Here is a 1265-nt window from a genome sequence, read left to right on the forward strand (position 1 = left end):
TGTGCGGCAGTACCTTAGACTGCTTTGCACAGCGCCCTATCTGGGCGCACTTTTACGTTCTGCGTGATACCAGTCGGAATACCTCCCCACTTCCTGAATCTCTTCCAGATTTCCACACTGTACGCTGCTGTCTGTTCCTCTTTCAGCAACAGATGGAACTCATCAATGTAATATCTGGTAGACTTATGAGCAGAACGATTGACTGTTACCCTGTTCCAAACCTGATCCTGAACAATCAACATGCCAAGTTTTTTAAGCTGTTTACCAAGGTCTTTAATATCGAAACATACCAGACGATTGTTCAACTCTACATTTGTGCGGTGATTAAACACCTTCAGGGAACCATTTACATAGATTTCCAGTGCTGTTGCCAGCCGCTGCGACTCTGTCTCTTCCTGTTTGCGAAGCAGATTATATAAATCTTCCAGAATTGGCATTTTCTCTGGAACCGGATCAGCAAGATAGTCCTGATATACCAGACGTACACATCGGTCAATGATTGTTTTTTCCACTGGTTCCAGACCATTTTTCCCTCCTACTACCAGTTCACAAAGCGAAAGGATAAAATCTGATTTCAGAGATAACGGATCGTCATCATCCGCATAATTGATATTAATGTCCATTGGATTGATGTAATCATGACTGGTCGGAGAAATACGGATAACCTGCCCGTTAAATGCCCGGACTAACGGAAAATATTCTCCCTCCGGATCACAGATAATAATGTCGTCTTTTGTGACAATAAATACATTGGTAATCTCTCTTTTTGCTGCAAAAGATTTACCAGATCCAGGAGTACCAAGTATCAGCCCATTTGGATTCTTCAGCTTTTTCCGGTCTGCCATGATCAGGTTATTAGACAGGGCATTTAACCCATAATAGATAGATTCCCCACCCATAAACAGTTCCTGCGTTGTAAATGGAACAAAAATAGCTGTCGATGTGGTAGTCAATGCCCGCTTGATCGGAATCCAGTTTCTTCCAAGTGGCAAACTGCTCATAAGGCCCTGTTCCTGCTGATAGTCCAATCTTTTTAATGCACAGTTATATTTCTGTGCAATACCTGCCGTCTGGAATACCACATTTTCCAGCTCCTGTTTATTTTTCGCTGTATTTAAAAACACCAAAGTCACAAGAAACATTCTTTCATTTCTCGACTGTAAATCTTCCAGAAGTCTTTTCGCTTCCCCTCCGTATGTATTCAGGTCAGATGGAAATAGCGATAGGTAAGCCTTTGAAGTTATCTCCAGCTTTTCCCCCGCTTC

Annotated in this window: 1 pseudogene; it reads right to left on the bottom strand. The window is 42.4% G+C overall.

The features are described 5' to 3' along the window. Positions 1 to 50 precede the first annotated feature (50 nt). Positions 51 to 1265 (bottom strand): annotated as a pseudogene (locus DWX68_RS14465) (DUF87 domain-containing protein); the annotation flags it as partial.

This window comes from Clostridium sp. AF20-7, from assembly GCF_003479275.1.
Taxonomy (GTDB): domain Bacteria; phylum Bacillota; class Clostridia; order Lachnospirales; family Lachnospiraceae; genus Otoolea; species Otoolea fessa.